General features: G+C 61.4%; 6 protein-coding genes. 1 reads left to right on the plus strand and 5 read right to left on the minus strand.

The features are described from left to right. Positions 1-726 precede the first annotated feature (726 nt). From ABIA48_RS00345 to ABIA48_RS00365, 5 genes are all read right to left on the minus strand, one after another. Positions 727-1,188 (minus strand): hypothetical protein, encoded by a 462-nt coding sequence (locus ABIA48_RS00345; protein ID WP_429492751.1) that lies wholly within the window; start codon positions 1,186-1,188, stop codon positions 727-729. Positions 1,189-1,340: 152 nt separating this feature from the next. After that, entirely contained in the window at positions 1,341-2,021 is a 681-nt protein-coding gene (locus tag ABIA48_RS00350) for a DUF3313 domain-containing protein (protein ID WP_429486390.1), read from the minus strand. A gap of 493 nt (positions 2,022-2,514) precedes the next feature. After that, positions 2,515-3,843, minus strand: coding sequence for a TolC family outer membrane protein (locus ABIA48_RS00355; RefSeq protein ID WP_429486391.1), 1,329 nt, complete (start codon positions 3,841-3,843; stop codon positions 2,515-2,517). Between the two features lies 1 nt (position 3,844). Continuing rightward, positions 3,845-5,185 carry an HlyD family type I secretion periplasmic adaptor subunit gene (locus ABIA48_RS00360; protein WP_429486393.1) on the minus strand — a complete coding sequence of 447 codons (1,341 nt, stop codon included), beginning with the start codon at positions 5,183-5,185 and terminating at the stop codon, positions 3,845-3,847. Between the two features lie 6 nt (positions 5,186-5,191). Next, entirely contained in the window at positions 5,192-6,928 is a 1,737-nt protein-coding gene (locus ABIA48_RS00365) for a type I secretion system permease/ATPase (RefSeq protein WP_429486394.1), read from the minus strand. Positions 6,929-7,597: 669 nt separating this feature from the next. On the opposite strand from ABIA48_RS00365, the gene ABIA48_RS00370 reads away from it, so the two are divergent. Further along, positions 7,598-18,112: a peroxidase family protein gene (locus ABIA48_RS00370; RefSeq protein ID WP_429486396.1), complete on the plus strand. Its 10,515-nt coding sequence runs from the start codon at positions 7,598-7,600 to the stop codon at positions 18,110-18,112. Positions 18,113-18,474 lie beyond the last annotated feature (362 nt).

Raw genomic sequence — 18,474 nt, forward strand, 5'->3', positions numbered from 1 at the left:
GATTTGACTCGGTACATTCTGGTCTGAGAGGTGAACGAAGATGAGGGCCAAGCGGAGGGTCTGATGGTTGATTGGACGCGATGAATAATGCTTGGAACGGATTTTCTGCGCTATCCGAAAACTGCAAGCTCGGGCAGGTGGATTTGTGCGTAGCCACGCCTGAGTGAACTAACTTCGCTGTCCCGAAAAGGCTCAATTGCTGGCTGAAGGATCAGGATACAAATCAATGATTGTTTTTTGCGCATCTGGCTCATTGAGGATTATTTTTGATTCTAATTAGCTTTGAACCAGGGGCGTTACCGCTTTAAATGGATCTCGAGGAGCGTTGACACAAATCAAGTTCATGGTTTGCTCGTCGGGGCTTAAACGATCCTCACCTCTCGTTCAACAACCTTTGCCCCGCGTCCTTTCATGGCGACGCGGGGCTTTTTTTCGTCTTACGCATTGACTGACGATCTGATTGCGTTCAAAGGGGTTTGGACAGCATCACCAAAGCTCTGACACACCGCTACGGCGCATTGAAGTCAGTAGCATAACCAGACTGATTGCGGCGAACGTACGCCCGGCAAACCGTTCGATACTGGTGCAATTAGGGGAGTCGCAGGCGAGGCCTGGAAGGGGGGAAGGGCGGGCTAGAGGCTGTGCGGTGCTACAAGCATTCCTGTGCCGCACGCTCGAAATGACAAGCCAAGGTCGGTAGTTGTTTCAGGTCATCGTCGTCGCAAATCAAGGCAACACATCGTAACCGCGTTGTTGCAGGCAACTGCTGTAGACGGAGTTGTTGGCAATGCTGCTTTGTTCGCTCGCGGCCAGGTTCTGCCTGCGCGCCTGACGTTGCCTGGCGCCCCCCACCACAACGCCGGCGGCTGCGGCGCTTTGTGCACGGTTCTGGCGATAGTCTTGCTTGGTGTCGTCGTCAATCTGGTCGTAGACGTTTTCATGTTGGCGGCCCCGAACCTCTGCCGCAGTCGCCCCGGCAACCGCGGCTGTGGCAGCGCCTTTTGCCCGTCCACCGGATGGCACGGTGTCGGGTATCGGCTGTTGGGTGTTGGCCTGGGATTGGCAGGCACTGGCGTCCTGCTGGATGGTCTGGGAAGTCTGGCCTTTGAGGGGGACCACCGTCACCGCCAGGGCACTGGTGCTCAGCAACATCGTAACGACCGCTAAGGTATGGGCCAGTATTTTCATCATTGGGTCTCACGTCAGGCTTCGACACGGTTAACGGTTTGTCAGGGGGGGCGTGGCGTGTCGCCACGTTGAAACCCCATGCCGGTCCGCTTGCCATCCCGTGCCGGTGGGTGGCAGGCGCTTCTACGATTGCGATGGGGTTTACTTGAAAATCAACGCTTGAGGAGGAGAGCCTGCATGTCGTCTGTCATGCCTTTGAGTGCAACCTTGAAGTCATTGGCAACAATTGGCTGTTCGGCATTTTTGAGGGTCGCGCCGAATACCTTGCGAACCATCTTCGCGACCGGCAGACCGCTTTGGGCGTCGATAAGATCGGCTTCGATGTACATTTCGGCGGTCTGATCGCGATGCCCGGTGGCTGCTTGTGTCGCCCCGACGATCGCCGCGATCGGAACGGCCTCATACCAGTGCATGCCTTCGTTGTTGGCGCTGACATGAGTGATCGCCGCTTGCAGGATCAGCGACCGCGAATCGGTTGGTGCCAGCTGCGCATAAGGGACGATCGTATAGCGTTGGGCAAAGGCGCTCTTGACGCTGTTACTGGTCATCAATTGCAGGTCTTGCAGCGTTTTCAGGCTGACGCGCGAGGTCGGTTTTGGCGCCGGGTACAGTTCTATCTGCCGGAACACGACAGTGGAGTACGCGCGAGGATCGAACCCCGGCGATACCCAGCGCAATACCTTCTGCTCACTCGGCGTGGTTTGTTCCTCCAGGCCCTGGTAATTGCCCAGGAAGCCCGAGTATTGCTCTTGCTGCGCCACTTTCGAGACGCAGCCGACCTGAAATACACAGCTCAAAGCAATTCCCACAATCCATTTATTCGACATGCCCATGTGTTTGGTTCTCAAGTGATGAAAGTTGTCATTCGGATTCCGATCCGGCTGCGGAGCGTTGCTCTGAGTGCGTTGCATTCAGGCCCTGGTCGTCGCCAGTCGGTCACGCACAGCAGGTGCTTGCACGCCGGTCAATGCGGGCCGAATGCTGCCCGTAGCGGCTGGATAATCCGAATCAATAACTCTCAAAAACTATTAAATGGTGCGGCCAGCCCAACCTGGCAGACGGCCTGCGGGGTGAACACCGGATCGACCTGCAATGGGTAATCGCGCGAGCAGTTGATACCGATCAACGGGTTTGACAGGAGAGGAGACACAGCATGGACCGATTCACCGGCGGTTGCCGGCGTTTCCACTCTCGGGGCATTTTGAGGTGTAGGGGGCACGAGCGATATCGAATGTCTTGACCCGGTCGACGGAAAATTGACTGTTCTTTCGACGGGGTGGAACGCCGGTCAGCCATTATTTGGCTCGACCGACTGTCGGGTGAACATTAGTTGGTGACCAGCAGTTCCGGGCCGAGGTAGTCGTTGATCTGGTTGATATCATCGTCGCCCAGGCTGCCCACTGAAGAGGCCAGGCGCAGGCGCGACATCAAATAGCGTATCTTGGCCTCGAACAGATCGTGGCGCGCAACGAAAAGCAGCTCTTCGGCATTGAGGACGTCCGAGTTGGTGCTGGTGCCGCCTTCTTTGAAGCCCTTGCGAGCCGATGCCAGTGAGCGTTCGTTGGACACTACGGCCGTCTCCAGCGCGCGAATGCGTTTGGCGCCGCTCAGTATGCCTTGATACTCACGGGTGGTTTCGGTGATGACCTCCTGTCGCGCGGCGTCGAGTTCGTCCATGGCCTTATCGCTATTGGCACTGGCCTGGCGTGTCAACGCGCTGACGCCGCCACCGCTGTACAGTGGGATATTGACTTCCAGCCCGATTGAGCCGTAGTGGTTGCGTTGATTCAACTCGGAGAGTGACTGGCTCTCACCCGCGGTGTAGCCGGCAATGAAATCCAGTGTTGGCCAGTGCCCGGCCCTGGCACGCTTCACTTCTTCTGCTGCGAGGTCGCTGCTATAACGGCGCGCATGGATCAGCGGGCTATCGGTCTGGGCTTTGACCAGCCAGTCCTGCAGGTTGCTCGGTAGCAGCGGTGGTGTATCGAAGCTTGGGCGCAAGGTGGTCATCGATTCGGGAGTTTCACCGATATATTCCTCAAGCTTGGCGCGCGCGTTGACCAGATTGTCCTGCGCTTCGATCAGTTCGGCTTCGGCAAGGTCGCGGCGGGCGGCCGACTCGTCGATGTCGGTGACGGTGCCGGCCCCCAGCTCCATGCGCCGCTTCGCCGAAGCGAGTTGCTCTTCGAAGGCGGTCAGCTTGGACTTGGCCAGGACGATGGTTTCGCTGGCCAGGAGCACATCGAAATAGCTCTCGGACAAGCGCACCGCGGCGTCCTGGGTCTTGGCATCGAACACCGCGACGCTGTAGTCGGCACGCTGTTGACCCTGGCGGTATTCGGCCATCTTCTGTTTGTTGAACAGCGGCTGGCGCAGGCGCACGTTTGCGCCCTTGGAGTCGTAGTGGAGATCTCTGTCGACGTTGTTCTGGCTTTGGGAGCCATTGACCTTGTTGTGGTAGCCCGAGGCATTGATCTGCGGTAGCAGGCCGGCCTTGCCGATGGCGCGGTTTTCCTCGCCAGCCTCCTTTTCATGCACGGAGGCCTGGTAAATAGGGCCCTGGAATTGCAACAGATCCCAGGCTTGTTTGAGGTCCATGGCACCAGCCGGCAGGGACAGCCCCAGCAGGCAGAAGAGCACGCAACGACGTTCCATCTCATTGTTCCTTGAATGAGCTGTCCACACGATCAAGCATTGGTTTAAGAAGATAGCTGATCATGTTGCGTTCGCCGGTTTTTATGGTGACGCTGGCAGGCATGCCGGGACGAATGTGGTTGCTGCCAAGCAGGCCCATGCCATCGGGTGTGACCTCCACCTGAGCCAGATAGAACGGTTGTTTGCTTTCCTCGTCCATCAGGCGGTCGGCGGAGATGGTTTTCACGCGGCCGGGGATGTTTGGCGTCTTGGCATGGTTGAAGGCCGGGAAGGAAATGTCCACGGGCAGACCGGGGACCATCTTGTCGATGGCCTGCACGGGAATCATTGCGTCGACCTGCAGCGGCTCGTTGACCGGAACGATTTCCATGATCTTGAAGCCAGGCTGAATGACCCCGCCAACGGTGGCAATGCTCAGGCCCTGGACCATGCCATCGATCGGTGACCGAATCACCGTGTGGGTCACTTCATAGTCCAGCGCGCGCAAGCGGTCGGCCAGGGTGGTGTTTTCCTTGGCGGTGTCGGTCAGTTGCGATTCGACTTCTTTCAGGTAATCGTGCTGGCGCTGCAGGATGCGCAGCTTGATTTCAGTGGTCTGGCTACGCACGCGGGCGATGTTGTTGAGGTTCTCGGCCTGGCCGGCGGAGAGCTCGGCATTGTTGCGTTCCAGTTCAAGCAGGCGGTTGCGCGGTACATAGCCTTCGGCCGTCAGCGTGCGGGTGCCTTGCAGTTCCTGGTTGAGGAAGCTGATCTGCGAGGCGCGGGCACTATAGACCTGCTGCAGGCCCTTGAGCTGCACCGCCGACGCCGCAAGGTTCTCCTGCAGTATGCTGATTTCGCCAGCGAGACCGGCGCGCCGGGTGTCCAGCAGACGCTGTTGCAAGTCCATGGCGGCCGTCAGGCGCTGGTCATCCCCAAAGCGCTTGAGCAACTCGGGGTCGAAGTTCACCACATCGCGGCCGTCACGTTCCGCTTCCAGGCGGTTTTCCACTGTCTTGCTGACGATGTACTGGGCGCTGACCGCACCCTGTTCGGAAACGGCATGCAACGAATCGAGACGGACCACCTCCTGACCTTTTTTCACCACATCGCCTTCGCGAACGAGAATGGCGTCCACGGTACCGCCGGTGAGGTGCTGCACGGCTTTGCGATTGTTGGTGACTTTGACCGTGCCTGTCGCGACCACGCCGGCATCCAGCGGCGCCAGCCAGGACCACAGGAGGAAGCCGCCGAAGCCGGCGAGCACCAGCCACACGCCCCATCGCGCGGGTTTGCCGACGTCCAGATCTACCATGCTCCTGGAGTCGGCTTTGATCATCTCGGTGTGTTGGCTCATTTGCATGATCGGTTACTCCCGCGCTTTGACGGAGGCCAGCGGAGTCGACGCGCCTGCAGGCATCACACTGGCCTTGCGCAGCGCTGCGAATACTTCATCGCGCGTGCCAAGCATCTGCACGCCGCCGTCGCGCAGCATCAGCACCTTGTCGACGGCGCAGAGTACGTTGGGACGGTGGGAAATCAGGATGACGGTGGCGCCACGGCCCTTGAGTTCGGCCAGCGCATCGACCAGGGCCTTTTCGCCGACGTCGTCGAGGTTGGCGTTCGGCTCATCCAGCACGATCAGATTGGGTTCGCCATACAACGCGCGAGCCAAGGCGATGCGTTGCTTCTGACCACCGGAAAGCGGGCTGCCATCGGTGCCCAGGCGGGTGTCATATCCCTGCGGGAAACGCAGGATCATCTCGTGCACGCCAGTGATCTTGGCAGCGCGGATGACCGCTTCGCTGTCCACTTCGCCAAAGCGCGCAATGTTGTCGGCGATGTTGCCCTCGAACAGTTCCACGTCCTGTGGCAGGTAGCCGAGCCAGGGGCCAAGTTCGCCCTTGTTCCAGGTGAAAATGTCCGCGCCGTCCAGGCGCACCTTGCCGGCCTGTGCCGGCCAGACGCCAACCAGCAAGCGGGCGAGGGTGGATTTACCCGAGGCGGATGGACCGATAATGCCAAGGCTTTCGCCGGGGACAAGGCTGAAGCCCACCCCGCGCAGAATCGTGTTGTTGGTACCGGGGGCACCGGCATACACATTCTCCACCGCCAGCATGCCCATTGGCCGCTGCAGCGACATGCTCGGTGGCCGGTGCGGATAGTCGTGCAGCATCTCGTTGAGCCGGCCCCAGGCCGAACGGCAACCGAGCAGTTGCTTCCACGACGCGATGACCTGTTCCACCGGGCCCAGTGCGCGGCCGGTGAGAATGGAGCAGGCAATCATCATCCCCGGGGTGATCTTGCCTTCGATCGCCAGCAGCGCACCGGCACCGAGGATCAACGACTGCAAAGTGATACGCACGAAGCGCCCGGTGCTGCTGATCAAGGCGGCGCGGTCGGAGGCCAGGGTCTGCATTTCCAGAATGCGCAAATGGCTTTGGAACCAGCGCTTGCTGATCGACGGCAGCATGCCCATGGCCTCGATGACTTCGGCATTGCGCAGGTTGTTGTTGGCGTATAGGGCGGAGGACATGGCGGCCTGATTGGCTTCGGCCAGCGGTTTCTGCGTCGCCTTTTCAGTGAGATAAGCCAGGCCCATCAGAATCAGCGAGCCGATCAGCGTGAGCAGTCCGAGCAGCGGGTGGATCAGATAGGCGACCAACAGATAGATCGGCGTCCACGGTGCATCGAAGAAAGCGAACAGGGAATTGCCGGTGACGAACTGACGAACCTGGGAGAGGTCTTGCAGGGCCTGGGCCGGATTACCTCCGGCGCGGCTCAGGTTGCGTTCGAATGCCGCGTTGAAAATACGTCGGTTGAGGTCCATGTCGAGGCAGTTGCCGACCCGGATCAGCACGCGGGTACGGATCATTTCCAGCGTAGACATCAGCAAGAACAGACCCACCACCAGAACGGTCAACATCGCCAGCGTCGTGACGTTGCGACTGACCAGGGCTCGATCATAGACCTGCAGCATATAAACGGCTGGCGTCAACATCATGACGTTTATGACGCCGCTGAACCCTGCCAGCAAGTAAAAACTGCGACGCATACGAAAGAGCGCGTCGGCCAGTTCGGAACGGATGCTCGACTGCTTGGGCATGTTGATCCTCCCACTTCGCAAAGCCGGTTGCCCTGGTGGCGCAACAGGTAACAGTAAATGTAGTCCCGTAAACAGCTTATGGACACGCAGGCTGGTCGCTCTATGGATGGCGAGTCTTCCGAAATCGCTGCGTTGCTCCCTTATGCAGCAGCGTAGGTGGCGGCGAAACAGTTCGAAATAATATTTTGCTCTATGTATGCGCTCAAATTTCTATATGTCGTTTAAAAACAGCTAGTTGTACTCCTCAAAACCGGTCGTCTGTTTTAAAGACGTAAAATTGACAAAGTTTTCCTATGGAACTTTAGTCTTAGTTATCGGGGGGGCGCCTGCCTGAAGCTTGCCATCGTTTTGGCAATGCGAGGCACGGTGATTCTCCCGAGAGGAGCCGAATCATGTCGTTCATTTCGTTCTTTTTCAGAGGGAAGGTGCTGACCGGGACGTTCGCCCTCACTACCAGATTCCATGGCCCGCCCAAGGCTCGGATTCGCTCTGCCTGATCACCCGGCGAGCAACTCATTTCGCGAATTCCAGACGTGTATCCCGGGTCCCGGGTAACGCCAGCTCTCGCTAAAAAACATAACCAACAAACTGCGCAAGCCAGCACTTGACTCGGCGCGGCGGGACTTTCTCGTCCCGTGCCTTTACCCAGATACATCGAGGGCAATCCAAATGGCCAACTTTAATCAATCCGATCTTGAGTTCATTCTCCAGCAGATTTTCATCTCGGAGGCAAACTCGGCTGGGCAGTTGCTTGTCGATCTGATACCGAGCCCGGAATTTGCTTTCGGTCTGCGTACGGTCGACGGGACGTTTAACAACCTGGGTCTGGGTCAGAGCGAGTTCGGCGCAGCCGACAACTTTTTTCCGCGCTTGACCACTCCAGTCTTCAGCCCGGCTGAGGCGGGCACCTCTTACACCCAGACCAGCGGCCTGGTGATCGACTCGCAGCCGCGCACCATCAGCAACCTGATCGTCAACGATACCGCCACCAACCCGGCGGCGGTCGCGGCCACGTTCGATCCCGGTCTGGATGGCATCCTCGGCACGGTTGACGATGTCTTGAAGGCCGGTGCGCAGGTCGTTACTGGAACCCGTACCGACGGCACGACGTTCCAGACCTTTTTCATGCCTAACGTGGCGCCGGACGCGGGCCTGTCCGCGCCGTTCAACTCGTGGATGACCTTCTTCGGTCAGTTCTTCGACCACGGCCTCGACCTGGTGACCAAGGGCGGCAGCGGCACGGTGTTCATCCCGCTGCAGCCGGACGATCCGTTGTTTGTTCCGGGTAGCCCGACCAACTTCATGGTGTTGACGCGGGCCACCAACCTGCCCGGGCCCGATGGCATCCTTGGCACCGCCGACGACATCCACGAGGCTTCAAACACCACCACGCCGTTCGTCGATCAGAACCAGACCTACAGCTCGCATCCCTCGCACCAGGTGTTCCTGCGCGCCTATGAATTCGATGCCGCCGGCAAGCCGATGGCGACCGGCAAGCTGATCACCAATCGTGACCTGGGCGCCGATGGCCTGTTCGGCACGGCCGACGACGTCGAAATCGGCGGGATGGCCACCTGGAAAGTGGTGAAGGCGCAGGCGCGCGACCTGCTTGGCATTAATCTTACCGATGCCGACTTCGACAACGTGCCGCTGCTCGCCACCGATGCCTACGGCAACTTCATCAAGGGCCCGAACGGCTTCCCGATGGTCATGATGAGGGGCGCGGATGGTATTGCCGATACCGCCGATGATGTGCTCGTCGAGGGTAATCGGGCTGCGCCGATCAGCCTGGTCAATGCCGTGCGCACCGGCCACCAGTTCCTCATCGATATCGCCCACACCGCCGTTCCGGTGGACAGCCAGACCGGTGCGCCACTGACGGCCGATGCCGACCTCGTTGCCGGCGGCCCGGTGGCCGCTGGCTTCTACGACAACGAGCTGCTCGACGCGCACTACATCGCCGGCGACGGCCGGGTCAACGAGAACATCGGCCTGACCACCGTCCACTCCATCTTCCACTCGGAGCACAACCGGCTGGTCCAGCAGACCAAGGACACGGTCCTCGCCTCAACGGCCGCCGGCGACCTGACGTTCCTGAACCAGTGGCTGCTGACGCCCGTCACGGCTGTTCCGGCTGATCTGACGACCTTGAACTGGAACGGTGAGCGCCTGTTCCAGGCGGCGAAATTCGGCACCGAGATGCAGTATCAGCATCTGGTGTTCGAAGAGTTCGCGCGTACCGTTCAACCGCAAGTCGACGCCTTCCTGGACTTCGATGACACGATCAATCCGTCGATCGTCGCCGAGTTCGCGCACACGGTCTTTCGCCTCGGCCACTCGATGCTGACCGAGACCATCGACCGGCTGGACCCCAACTTCGTCTCCAGCGAGATCGGCCTGATTCAGGCCTTCCTCAACCCGCTGGCGTTTGCGACCAGCGGCCTGACCCCGGAGCAGGCGGCCGGCGCCATCGTCCGCGGCTTGACGCGCCAGGTCGGCAACGAGATCGATGAGTTCGTCACCGAAGCGGTGCGCAACAACTTGCTGGGCCTGCCGCTCGACCTGCCCGCCCTCAACATCGCGCGCGGCCGCGATACCGGCATCCCGTCCTTGAACGAGGCGCGCCGTGAATTCTACGCCGGCACCGGCGACAACCAGCTGAAGCCCTACACCAGCTGGGCCGATTTGGTGCAACACCTGAAGCACCCGGAGTCGCTGATCAACTTCATCGCCGCCTACGGCACGCACGCCTCCATTACCAGCGCCACCACGCTCGACGCGAAACGCGTAGCGGCCTCTCTCCTGGTGTTGGGCGGCGTCGGTGAGCCGGTGGATCGCCTGGACTTCCTCCACAGCACCGGTGTCTGGGCGAACAACGCCGGGGCGGACGGTATTCCGAATACCGCAGACGACTTTACCATCTCCGGCGTTGATGACATCGACTTCTGGGTCGGCGGCCTGGCCGAGGAAAAAATGCCGTTCGGCGGCATGCTCGGCTCGACCTTCAACTTCGTCTTCGAGGAGCAACTTGAGAATCTGCAGAACGGCGACCGGCTCTACTACCTGCACCGCACCCAGGGACTCAACTTCCTGAGCGAGCTCGAGAACAACTCGTTCGCCAAGATGGTGATGCTCAACACCGACGCGACCCATCTCCCGGCGCTCATCTTCTCGACCCCGACCTTTACCCTTGAGGTCGACCCGACCAGGCAGTTCAACCGGAGCGTGATTGCCGGTCCGGACGGCATTGTGGGCACCGTCGACGACCTGCCCGGCAATGCCGATCCCACTGGCGGCATCATCATCAACGGCGTCGTGATCACGCCGCTGGTCATCCGCGACAACCCCAACACGGTCGGTCCCGATACCAACTACCTGCAGTACACCGGCGAAGACCATGTGGTGCTCGGCGGCACGGCCGGCAATGACATTCTCGTCTCTGGCGACGGCGACGACACGCTCTGGGGCGACGCCGGCAATGATCGCCTCGAAGGCGGCTATGGCAACGACGAGATCGAGGGGGGCGATGGCGATGACATCATCACCGACCAGGGCGGCGACGACGTCATCCACGGAGGGGCCGGCAACGACGTCATTCACGGTGGTAACGGCGTAAACCTGATCCTCGGCGGTGACGGCAACGACTTCATCGTTACCGGCGAGGACTTTTCGGAGGTCTTCGCTGGCGCGGGCAATGACTTCATGCTCGGCAGCCGGGTGAACTTACCAATGACGGGCGGCGATGGCGACGACTGGATCGAGGTCGGGAACCAGGACGGCTCCCCCGGCGACAACTTCGCCGGTAACCTGCCACTGGCTTTGCTGGCAGAGGTGATCGGCGGCAACGACGTCTTCAGCGGTGACGGCGGCTTCGATGAAATGATCGGTGAAGGCGGCGATGACATCTTCATCGGCAGTGAGGGCCCGGACAAGATGTTGGGCATGTCCGGGTTCGACTGGGCTACCTACAAGGATGATCGTTTCGGCGTGACTGTGGACATGAACCGCATCGTCTTCGAACAATCGGCCCTGTCGCCTTCTGTTGCAGGCGTGCATACCAATTTCGCCCAGGTGGAAGGTCTGTCGGGGTCGGCGTTCAGCGACATGCTGACCGGCGATGATGCCGACGCGCTCACGATCGCCGCTGCCGGTGTCCAAGGCAGCGTGCTCACCAATATTGACCTCGTCGCCGGTCTGCGGGCGTTTCTTGGCGCGGCTGCAGCCGGCCCGGACGGTATCGTGGGCACGGTAGACGATCAGTTCGGCGCGGGCAACATCCTCCTCGGCGGTGATAGCAGCGACATCATCGAAGGCCGCGGCGGTGACGACCTGATCGACGGCGACATGTGGCTGAATGTGCGTATCAGCGTGCGCCAGAACCTTGACGGAACCGGGCCGGAGATCGCCACCTTCGACAGCATGAAGGCCATGATCCCGTTTATGCTCGATGGTACCTTCAACCCCGGTCAGCTCGTCATCGTCCGCGAGATCCTGACTGCTGCCCCCGCCTTTGACACGGCCTTGTTCACGGGCAACCGGCTCGACTATACCGTCACCACTGTGGGCGGCGTGACCACCGTGGCCGACAGCGTCGTCGGTCGCGACGGCACCGACCGCCTCACCAATGTCGAGCGGCTGCAGTTCAACGATCAGTCGCTCACCCTGCCAGACGGGGTCGGGCTCAACAACGACCCGCTGGGCTTGCTGACCATACTCGATGCTGCCAGCAACACCCCGGACGCTACGCCGACCACGGGTCAACTGCTGAGGGTATCGGCTGCCGACGTGACTGATGCGGACAACGTCGCTACCGGCGGTGCGATCGCCGGACCGATCGCCTTCTTCTGGCAGTTCGAAGCGATTCCGGGCTCGGGCGTCTTTCAAGACATTATCCGTCTTGTCGACGGCGGAGCAGCCTCGCAGCGTATGTCCGGGCCGACCTTCACGGTGACCCCGGATCTCGCCGGGCTGGAATTGCGCGTCAGGGCCGTCTACAAGGATGAAAATGGCGTGCTCGAGACGGCGTTCTCTGCTCCAACCGCAGCGGTCGTAGCCGGCGTTGCTCCGCCACCGGCAGCCCCGCTGCCGGTCGAGACTCCGGTCGCCAGCACCGGTGTGCACTATATCCGGGCCGATCTGCAGTTCATTCTCGATCAGATTCTGATCGCGGAAAGGAATGCGGCCGGTGAGGATCTCCTCAGCATGCTGCCAAATGCACGGGTGGGTATGGGCCTGCGCACGGTCGACGGGTCGTTCAACAACCTGGTGACGGCTCAGAACGAGTTCGGTGCAGCCGACACAATCTTCCCGCGACTGGTTCCGGCGCAGTTCGATACGGCGGAGGCGGGCACCACTTACGCCCAGACCAGCGGCCTGGTGAACGACTCGCAGCCGCGCACCATCAGCAATTTGGTCGCCGACAACACCGCCACCAACCCGGCGGCGGTCGCGGCCACGTTCGATCCCGGTCTGGATGGCATCCTCGGCACGGTTGACGATGTCTTGAAGGACGGTGCGCAGGTGATTACCGGAACCCGTACCGACGGCACGACGTTCCAGACCTTTTTCATGCCTAACGTGGCGCCGGACGCAGGTCTGTCCGCACCGTTCAATACCTGGATGACCTTCTTCGGTCAGTTCTTCGACCACGGCCTCGACCTGGTGACCAAGGGCGGCAGCGGCACGGTGTTCATTCCGCTGCAGCCGGACGATCCGCTGTTCGTTCCGGGCAGCCCGACCAACTTCATGGTGTTGACGCGGGCCACCAACCTGCCTGGGCCCGATGGCATCCTCGGCACCGCCGACGACATCCACGAGGCTTCAAACACCACCACGCCGTTCGTCGACCAGAACCAGACCTATACCTCGCATCCCTCGCACCAGGTGTTCCTGCGCGCCTACGAGTTCAATGCCGCCGGCGCGCCGGTGGCGACCGGCAACCTGATCACCAATCGTGACCTGGGCGCCGATGGCGTGTTCGGCACGGCCGACGACGTCGAAATCGGCGGGATGGCCACCTGGAAAGTGGTCAAGGCGCAAGCTCATGACCTGCTCGGGATCAACCTCACCGATGCCGACTTCGACAACGTGCCGCTGCTCGCCACCGATGCCTACGGCAATTTCATCAAGGGCCCGAACGGCTTCCCGATGGTCATGATGACGGGCCCGGATGGTATTCCTGATACCGCCGATGATGTGCTCGTCGAGGGAGATCCTGCTGCGCCGATCAGCCTGGTCAATGCCGTGCGCACCGGCCACCAGTTCCTCATCGATATCGCCCACACCGCCGTTCCGGTGGACAGCCAGACCGGTGCGCCACTGACGGCCGATGCCGACCTCGTTGCCGGCGGCCCGGTGGCCGCAGGCTTCTACGATAACGAGCTGCTCGACGCGCACTACATCGCCGGCGACGGCCGGGTCAACGAGAACATCGGTCTGACCACCGTCCATTCCATCTTCCACCATGAGCACAACCGTCTGGTCCAGCACACCAAGGATGTGGCCATCGCCTCCAACGATGTCAACTTCCTGAACCAGTGGCTGATGCCCGATGCCCAATTGTTGGTGTTGCCAACAACCGCGGCTGAGATCGCTGCCCTGCACTGGAACGGAGAGCGCCTGTTCCAGGCGGCGAAATTCGGTACCGAGATGCAGTACCAGCACCTGGTGTTCGAAGAGTTCGCGCGTACCATTCAGCCGAACATCGATCCCTTCATTCCTGAACACCAGAATTATCAAACCGAGATCGACCCGGCGATCGTCGCCGAGTTCGCGCACGCGGTCTACCGCCTCGGCCACTCAATGCTGACCGAGACCATCGACCGGCTGGACCCCAACTTCGTCTCGAGCGATATCGGCCTGATTCAGGCCTTCCTCAATCCGCTGGCGTTTGCCGCCAGCGGCCCGACCCCGGAGCAGGCGGCCGGTGCCATCGTCCGCGGCGTGACGCGTCAGGTCGGCAACGAGATCGACGAGTTTGTCACCGAAGCGGTGCGCAACAACTTGCTGGGCCTGCCGCTCGACCTGCCCGCCCTCAACATCGCGCGCGGCCGTGATACCGGGCTTCCGACCCTGAACGAGGCGCGTCGTGAGTTCTACACCGCGACCGGTGACAGCAACCTGAAGCCCTACATCAGCTGGTCCGATTTGGTGCAACACCTGAAGCACCCGGAATCGCTGATCAACTTCATCGCTGCCTATGGCACGCACGCCTCCATTACCAGCGCCACCACTCTCGACGGGAAGCGCGCCGCGGCCTCTCTCCTGGTGTTGGGCGGCGCCGGCGAGCCGGCGGACCGGCTGGACTTCCTCAATAGCACCGGCGCCTGGGCGAGTGGCCCGACTGGCGTCACCATCACCGGTCTGGACAACATCGACCTCTGGATCGGCGGCCTCGCCGAGGAAAAAATGCCGTTTGGCGGCATGCTCGGCTCGACCTTCAACTTCGTGTTCGAGAACCAGATGGAGAAGCTGCAGAACGCCGACCGCTTCTACTACCTGGATCGCAACGCGGGGCAAAACTTCGTCACCGAGTTGGAGAACAACTCGTTCGCGAGACTGGTGATGGCCAACACCGATGCGACCCACCTCCCGGCCGTCATGTTCTTGACTCCGGCCTTTACCCTCGAGGTCGACCCGACCAGGCAGTTCAACGAGAGCGTGATTGCAGGTCCAGACGGCATAGTAGGCACCATCGACGACCTGCCCGGTAATACCGATCCGGTCGGCGGCAGCGCACTGGTTCCGCTGGTGATTCGGGACAACCCCAACACGGTCGGTCTCGATACCAACTACCTGCAGTACACCGGCGAAGACCATGTGGTGCTCGGTGGCGCGGCCGGCAATGAAACTCTCATCTCTGGCGACGGCGACGACACGCTCTATGGCGATGGCGGCAATGATCGCCTCGAGGGTGGCAACGGCAACGACTTCATCGTCGGGGGCGATGGTGACGACATCATCAGCGACATGGGCGGCGACGACACCATCCACGGTGGCGACGGCAACGACGTCATCCACGGCGGCAACGGCCTCAATCTGAGCCTCGGCGGCTTCGGCAAGGACTTCATCGTCAGCGGCACGGACTCCTCGGAGGTCTTCGGCGGCGCAGGTGACGACTTCATCCAGGGCAGTGTCGCCGACGAACAACTGATGGGCAACGAAGGCGACGACTGGATCGAGAGAGGAACCGCCGATGGCGCTCCCGGCGACAATTTCGACCCGAACGGGCTCGACCCGATACGCGGCAACGACATCTTCATCGGCACCGGCTCGCCCGACAGATTCATGGCCGAAGGCGGCGACGACATCATGTTCGGCAACGGCGGTGCGGGCGACCGCTACCTGGGTGGTTCCGGTTACGACTGGGCCGGTTTCAAGGACGACTCGTTCGGCGTGAGCGTCGACCTGGGCCTCGCCGACATCGTTCTCGGGGCGCCACTGCCGGAGTTGGCCGCAACCGTGGCTCGGTTCCGCCAGGTGGAAGGTCTGTCAGGATCGCACTTCAGCGACATCCTGCACGGCAATGATGCCGATGCGGCCGTGATCGCGGCCGCTGGGGCCTTGGGCAGCGTGCTTAACAACTTCGACCTGGTCAGTGGCCTGCGCTCGTTCGTCGGCACCGCAGCAGCCGGCCCGGACGGTATTGTGGGCACGGCCGACGATCAGTTCGGCGCCGGCAACATCGTCCTCGGCGGTGGCGGCAGCGACATCATCGAAGGTGGTGGTGGCGATGACCTGGTCGACGGTGACAAGTGGCTCAATGTACGTATCAGCGTGCGGCAGAACATTGATGGCACAGGTCCGGAAATCGCAACGTTCGACAGCATGGTCCCGTTGGTGCCGCTCATGCTCAACGGCACTTACAACCCCGGTCAACTCGTCGCCGTCCGTGAGATCCTGACGGATGCGCCTGACCCCCTTAACCCTGGCCATTCCTTCGACACGGCCCTGTTCACCGGCCTTCTGGCCGACTACACCGTCATCGAGAACGTCGACGGCACGATCACCGTGGCCGACAGCGTCGTCGGTCGGGACGGTACTGACAGGCTCAGCAATATCGAGCGGCTGCAGTTCGCCGATCAGTCGCAGGTTCTCGTCGCTGGCTTGAACGCCGAGCCGGTGGGCTCGCTGAGGATCAGCGATGGCACGCCGGCCGTTGGCCAAGTGTTGACGGTGTTGGCCGACACCATCAGCGATGCGGACAATGTCACAGCAGGCGGTGCGATCACCGGTGACATCGCCTTCGTATGGCAGGTCGAAACGAACCCAGGCACCGGTATCTTCGACGACATTGGTATTGTGCTCGGAGGTGGACTAGGAACCGCGACCGGCTCGACCTTTACGGTGACCGCGGCTGAGCTGGGACTGGCGCTGCGCGTCAGGGCGGTCTATCAGGACGGCCACGGCGTGCTGGAAAGCGTGTTCTCGGCGCCGACCGCGCCAACTGCGCCGCTCGGCGGCAGCCCCGTCAACCTCCTGCCGGTTGGCACGGTGCTGATCAGCGATACGAGCCCGACGGAAGGCTCGGCCTTGACCGCCACGGATGCGTTCACCGACGCCAACGGAATTGGGGTGGTCACGCATCAGTGGCAAGTAGGGGGTATCGGCGTGTCCTTCACGGACATTGCCGGCGCGACGGGCTTGACCTTCACGCCGACCCAGGCGCAGGTCGGATTGAGCCTTCGCGTTGTCGCGAGTTTCACCGATGGCCTCGGCACGCTGGAGCAGGTCTTCTCCGCGCCAACGACTGTGGTCGGCGATGTGATTGTCGGTACCGCCGGTGCCGACATATTGATCGGCACGGCAGGCGACGACGTGATCAGCGGAGGTGATGGCAACGACATCCTGAACGGCCTGGGCGGCAACGACATCATCAATGGTGACGCGGGCAATGACGTGCTCATCGGCGGTCTTGGTGCCGACACGATGGCCGGCGGTATTGGCAACGATATCTACGAAGTCACCGACGCTGGGGACGTGGTGACGGAGCTAGCCGGTGGCGGTATTGACGAGGTCTGGACCTCGCTCACGAGGTACACCCTGAGTGCCGACGTCGAGAATCTGTTTTTCGGCGGCAGCGGCAACTTCGCGGGCAGCGGTAACGTGCTCGACAACACGATCGTGGGCGGTGCGGGTAACGACATCATCATCGGTGCCGGAGGTGCCGACATAATGGTCGGCGGTGGCGGCAACGATATCTACGAAGTCACCGACCTTGGGGACCAGGTGATCGAGGCCGCCGGTGGTGGTGGCGACACGGTCTGGACCTCGCTCGCGAGCTACTCCCTGGGTGCCGACGTCGAGAATCTGTTTTTCGGCGGCAGCGGCAACTTCGCGGGCAACGGTAACGCGCTGGCCAACACGATCGCGGGCGGAGCGGGTAACGACGTCCTCGTCGGTGGCGCAGGTGCCGACATGATGGTCGGCGGTGGCGGCAGCGATATCTATGAAGTCACCGACCTTGGGGACCAGGCGGTCGAACTCGCCGGTGCCGGCATCGACACGGTCTGGACCTCGCTCGCGAGCTACACCCTGAGTGCCAACGTCGAGAATATGTTTTTCGGCGGCAGCGGCAACTTTGCGGGCACCGGCAACGAGCTGGCCAACATGCTCGTGAGCGGTGCGGGTAACGACCTTCTCATCGGTAACGGCGGTGCCGACACGATGGTCGGCGGTGCCGGCAGCGATATCTACGAAGTCACCGACCTCGGGGACGTGGTAGGCGAGAACGCCGGTGGCGGCAGCGACACGATCTGGACCTCGCTCGCGAGCTACACCCTGGATGCCAACGTCGAGAATCTGTTTTTCGGCGGCAACGGCAACTTTGTGGGCACTGGCAACGGGCTGGCCAACACGATCGTGGGTGGTGCAGGTAACGACTTCATCGTCGGCGCCGGGGGTAACGACGTGATGAGTGGTGGCGTGGCCGGCAACGATACGTTCGTGTTTGGTGCCGCCGGTTTCGGCAACGACACGATCCTGAACTTCGGAGCCGATGCGGCCGCAGGACAGGACTTGCTCGATCTCAGGCCGATGGGGATCACCAGCGCGACGTTCGCTCCCAGCCTGACCATAACGGCTAACGGGGCGGACACGGTGGTCGGGATCGGAGCGGACTCCATCCGCCTTGTGGGTGTCAGCAGCGCGACCGTTGATCAGACGGACTTCATTCTGGCCACTTGAGGTCCTGGTCAGTACGGTCGCAGGGAGCGTGGAAAACGGAGGGGAGGGCAGTGGATGCCCTCCCATTCTCCTTCCATTCAATTGCCTCATGAATGCGTTCGATGTGGGAATTCAGGGAGGGCTGAATCGACCAGGGTTTTGCAGCGATAGCGATGATCATGGCGTTGCGAGCTGCTCTCGCGCTTTGCGGGTCGAGGCAATTATTTCCTAGCGAGTTCGTTCTTTCTCGGCTGCTCGGGACAGGACTAGCGCTCCCGCACATTGAGCGATGACGGCCCATGCCGCATCAGGGCTATCGAGACGATCGGCCCAGGCTTTCTGTATTTGCTTCAGGCCTTTTTCGACGGCCACCCGTACCTCCG

Origin of the sequence: Pseudomonas sp. S30_BP2TU TE3576 (assembly GCF_050436025.1) — a bacterium.
Taxonomy (GTDB): domain Bacteria; phylum Pseudomonadota; class Gammaproteobacteria; order Pseudomonadales; family Pseudomonadaceae; genus Aquipseudomonas.

Bases quoted from the DNA above. Each gene is read 5' to 3' on its own strand.
- ABIA48_RS00345 (WP_429492751.1), bottom strand. From the start codon at position 1,188: ATGAAAATACTGGCCCATACCTTAGCGGTCGTTACGATGTTGCTGAGC.
- ABIA48_RS00350 (WP_429486390.1), bottom strand. From the start codon at position 2,021: ATGGGCATGTCGAATAAATGGATTGTGGGAATTGCTTTGAGCTGTGTA.
- ABIA48_RS00355 (WP_429486391.1), bottom strand. From the start codon at position 3,843: ATGGAACGTCGTTGCGTGCTCTTCTGCCTGCTGGGGCTGTCCCTGCCG.
- ABIA48_RS00360 (WP_429486393.1), bottom strand. From the start codon at position 5,185: ATGCAAATGAGCCAACACACCGAGATGATCAAAGCCGACTCCAGGAGC.
- ABIA48_RS00365 (WP_429486394.1), bottom strand. From the start codon at position 6,928: ATGCCCAAGCAGTCGAGCATCCGTTCCGAACTGGCCGACGCGCTCTTT.
- ABIA48_RS00370 (WP_429486396.1), top strand. From the start codon at position 7,598: ATGGCCAACTTTAATCAATCCGATCTTGAGTTCATTCTCCAGCAGATT.